This is a genomic window from Hominilimicola sp. (assembly GCF_046972485.1).
Taxonomy (GTDB): Bacteria; Bacillota; Clostridia; order UBA1381; family UBA1381; genus Hominilimicola; species Hominilimicola fabiformis.
This window is the reverse complement of sequence record NZ_JBKVWU010000161.1, coordinates 1-4,236: the sequence shown is the minus strand read 5'-3', so window position 1 is coordinate 4,236 and position 4,236 is coordinate 1. Positions and strand designations below refer to the sequence as shown.

Below are 4,236 nucleotides of genomic sequence, written 5' to 3'. Positions count from 1 at the left end.
ATATCGGTGCGGTTAAATGGCAAAAATAAAAGAACTCGCGTCGTGCAAGTTCTTTCTTCGCCTCAAGCATTATTAAGTTTTTATCCATCACCTATCAACTTCCTTAATTCGTCAGTCGTAAGATTTGCCATAGGATTGTTTATGTCCATCGTGCCGCTGTGCGTTATTTCCTGTTTCGGTGAAAATTCATCTTTGCATTTGCGTTCAAGATACCATAACGATAAATTAATATCACCCTTTTTTATCCCGTGTGCAACGTTTAATTTCGACTTCATTTTGATATTGTCTTTAAGTAGCTCTTTTCGCTCCGAAAACTCCTTGTGTTTCTTGCAGTAATCGTATAACGTGCTTACCGCTATATCCGCATAAATACAAGCCTCTCGGTCACTTAACCCCATTAAAAATCCCTCTTCGAGTTTTTGGACTGTCTCTTTCGTAATCTTTCTCGGTCTTGCCATGAATTTCACCTCCTGTTTTTAGATATAGAAAAACACACCCGATTAGGTGTGTTTTAAATTTCTATTTATTTTTGAATATATTTTTTAGTATATTCTTTAATACAGAAATCTAAAAAATCTATTTTTTCACTATTCTTTAAATCCTGTAATTTAGCTTCTTTTATGGTTTTTAAAATACTCCCCATAGCTATATACGTTGTTACACAACCCGATACAATTGCTATACCTGGTAAAAAATTATCTATAATACCTTTAGTATTCTCTGTTACCAAATTAGAAATAAGTGTTAATAAAAATGTAGTAACAGAACCCACCATTCCTGATAGTATTGGATTATTATGTGTTTCTCTATTTGTTTTATCAATCTCAATTTGTTTCTTTTCAATTTTCAAATTGTGTATAACCATATCTATATTAGTTGTATCTTCGCATATGTAATCCCTTGCTTTATTTATTAGCATTTCATAATCACCATTTTGTGTATAATCTTTAAAATAGCTATCTAACGTTTCCGGTATTTTTTGATTTTTCAAAAAAATATTTTCTTCTTCTTTTTTTGACATATATCATCACCTCGTATGATATATACCCATAATATTACAACTTTAAACATTTTTTTGATAATTTTTTTAATATCTCCATTCCCACCAATTACACGAGATATTCACCCATCATCTCTCGATGATACACCGCTTATGTTACTTATTTCATGATATACTATATCACAGGTGCAATATAACATTCTATAACATCTTTAATTAAATTCAAAGCCTTGCTGTGCAGACGGCATATTTGCATATAGCTGTAATTCATTTTACAAGCAATCATTTCCCACGTTCGAAAATTGAGATAACGCAAAATTAATATAGTCCGAAGTGTTGCGTCATCGAGTTTATTCACGTTTTCCAAAATCTCTTTTTTTATCTCATACAGTCTGTCAATGCGTTTATCTATCAATTCGGAATAAGCGGCATAGCTTATGAACTTATTCTCCGAAGTATTCACGTTTGACGTCTGCACCTTTTCACTGCCCGACTGAGCCACAGTGCTTGTTGCGTTTGTCAAAGCACGCTCCTGCTCCAAAATCAGTGCGTTAATCTCCTCGTCCGTCTTTCTCGCTCTCGAAAGCCATTCTTTACATTCTTTAATCGTCAAATCAATTCCCCCTTATACACCGTATTTTTCTTTCAAACTTTCAAGCAATTCGTCTTGTACCTCGCGTTTACCCTGCAAACTGTCAAGCACACGTTTATCGACTGTTCCGTCGGTCACAAGGTGATGGATTATCACAGAATTTTTCTGTCCCTGTCTATACAATCTTGCATTTGCCTGCTGATACAGTTCCAAGCTCCACGTCAGACCGAACCAAACTATTATATTACCGCCTGTTTGAAGATTGAGTCCATGTCCCGCACCTGCGGGGTGAGCCAGTAAAAGCGGTATTTTTCCGTCATTCCAATCCCTTATATCATCAGCACTTTCAAGCTTTTTTGCACCCTTGAACTTTCTAAGTATTCTCTCGCAGTCGTGGCGATAGCTGTAAAAGCACAAAATCGGCTGACCTTGTGAGGTATCGACTATTTCCGCCAACGCCTCAAGTTTTTTATCGCTCGTCACCTTATAACTTCCGTCGTCCAAATACATTGCACCGTTTGAAAACTGCAAAAGTTTATTTGTAAGTGCGGCGGCAGTGGCGGCGGTAACTTGTCCGTTTATGAACTCCAAATACTGTTCTTTTTCAAATTCTTCGTACAGTTTCAGTTCCTTATCCGACAGCTTTATATGCTGAACGGTATCAATCCTTTCAGGCATTTCAAGCCAATCTTCTGCCGACATACTGACGCATATATCCGAAATTTTATCATATATCGCCTTTTCGGATTCCTCTTTCGGCTTGTAACTGAAAATCGTGGTCTGATTACGTTTATCGGGAAGAAAATATCTCTCCCTGTAACCGCTTACCGTTCTGCCGAGTCTTTCGCCGCTGTCAAGCAAATATATCTGACTCCACAAATCTATCAGTCCGTTCGGTGCAGGTGTGCCTGTAAGTCCGACTACTCGTTTAGACAGTGTTATGTATTTTTTCAATGCCTTAAATCTCTGCGACTTTGAACTCTTAAAGCTCGACAGCTCATCAATAACCACCATATCAAAGTCCCACGCATTGCCTATGCTCGACAATTCGTTTGTGAGCCACGCAACATTTTCACGATTTATAATATAAATATCTGCGTCCTTTAAAAGTGCGTTACGTCTTTGGCTCGGAGTGCCGAGAATTTTCGATATTCTCAAATGCCTTAAGTGGTCCCACTTTTCACACTCTCTACTCCAAGTATCTTCCGCCACTCTAAGCGGTGCTATGACAAGCACTTTTTCGATTTCGTAACAGTTATAAATCAATTCGTCAATCGCCGTAAGCGTTACAACCGTTTTACCAAGTCCCATATCAAGGAACAATCCGACACGCGGTGTAGAAATAATTTTGTCCAACGCAATCTGCTGGTACCTATGCGGTCTAAAATTCAAAATTCTCACCCCTTAACAATTTGTCAACTTTATCCTTTGTATCAATCACATAAACGTGAAAACCGAGTTTTTCAAAAAGTCTGTGTACGGAAGTCTGCAATCTTCTCGGTTTACCGCTCGGTCTTTTCAGTTCCACGAAATACAACGCACCTTTCGGAATCATAACAATCCTATCCGGCACACCTGCCATACTCGGCGACACAAATTTTAATGCCAAACCTCCCATTTGCTTAACTTGCCTTACTAAATATTTTTCAATGTCCTTTTCTATCATTTTTCACCTGTTCTTTCTGCGGTAACTCTAAAACCGTTTTTCATATACTTATACGCGTATATACGCGTTATGTGTGTATATATCTATTTGTAGTATATATATGTATATAATATATAGAATTAAAGTTACCTTTGTTATATATCGCTTTAACCTTTATCTTTACTGCATTTTAGGTATAACTTTCAACTGTTACATAAGTTTACCAACGTTACATTTAATGTTACATAACCGTTAGAAAGTTATACCCTTATGTTATACGTTATTTCCTCGCCATTTTAAAGCCTCTTTGCACTCCGTAATCCTTGTTAAATTTAATAACCTTGTCGTATTTTTCCCAATCGTCAAATGATGAAATGATACTGTTAATTTCTATCGAATCCCTACGTTGAATTTGCCTAAAATCGCCGTTAAAGAGTTCGCACCATATTTCAAGTGCACACACTCTGTCACGTTCGACAAGTTTTTCTTCTGGCACACTCACAATCTCCGACCAATAATCACGACGCTTTGATAAGTCCCAACTATTCCAATCCGACGGAACACGTTTATCAAGGAAATCACGGATCAGTCCCTCTTTAACCGACACTTCCCTATGATCTGACTGCACTTGTTTCGCAAGCTGTTCCGTTTCCTTTGACAAATAAAGCGGTTCATTCTGCGTATAACGCACTTTTGCCTCCGCCCAAATTTGATTTATTTCCTCATCGGTCAAATCGGTAAACACGCTCTTTTTTATCGGCACAATCTCCGTATCAACAGGCCAAAATCTTCTGTTGCCGGTACGGTCACGAAGATAATCGCTGTTATTGCTCGTACCGAAAAATACACATCTTCGCGGGTGTTCCTGTACTATTCTGCCGTATGCCGCGCGGTATCTGTCCGACGTCTGCGACAGTATCTGTTTAACACTGCCGACTTCCGATTTATTCAGTGCCTCAAGTTCGCTTATCTCTACAATCCATTTACCCTGTATAACCT

General features: G+C 38.0%; 6 protein-coding genes. All 6 read right to left on the bottom strand.

What is annotated here, in order from left to right; translation table 11 throughout:
* Window positions 1-80: 80 nt before the first annotated feature.
* Window positions 81-458, bottom strand: coding sequence for a hypothetical protein (locus tag ACLTU0_RS11075; protein WP_117968433.1), 378 nt, complete (start codon window positions 456-458; stop codon window positions 81-83).
* A 65-nt stretch (window positions 459-523) separates the two neighbouring features.
* Window positions 524-1,021 carry a hypothetical protein gene (locus ACLTU0_RS11070; protein ID WP_147514061.1) on the bottom strand — a complete coding sequence of 166 codons (498 nt, stop codon included), beginning with the start codon at window positions 1,019-1,021 and terminating at the stop codon, window positions 524-526.
* Window positions 1,022-1,175: 154 nt separating this feature from the next.
* Window positions 1,176-1,613: a hypothetical protein gene (locus tag ACLTU0_RS11065; protein WP_147514060.1), complete on the bottom strand. Its 438-nt coding sequence runs from the start codon at window positions 1,611-1,613 to the stop codon at window positions 1,176-1,178.
* A gap of 12 nt (window positions 1,614-1,625) precedes the next feature.
* Complete coding sequence (locus ACLTU0_RS11060) at window positions 1,626-2,984, bottom strand: SNF2-related protein (protein WP_117968436.1); 1,359 nt, start codon at window positions 2,982-2,984, stop codon at window positions 1,626-1,628.
* On the bottom strand, window positions 2,974-3,210 hold the full coding sequence (locus ACLTU0_RS11055) for a VRR-NUC domain-containing protein (RefSeq protein ID WP_412322488.1): 237 nt from the start codon (window positions 3,208-3,210) through the stop codon (window positions 2,974-2,976). The genes ACLTU0_RS11060 and ACLTU0_RS11055 overlap by 11 nt, the downstream gene beginning before the upstream one ends.
* 307 nt (window positions 3,211-3,517) lie before the next feature.
* Window positions 3,518-4,236: VapE domain-containing protein (locus tag ACLTU0_RS11050; RefSeq protein WP_412322485.1), on the bottom strand; the 719-nt coding region annotated here is incomplete at its 5' end.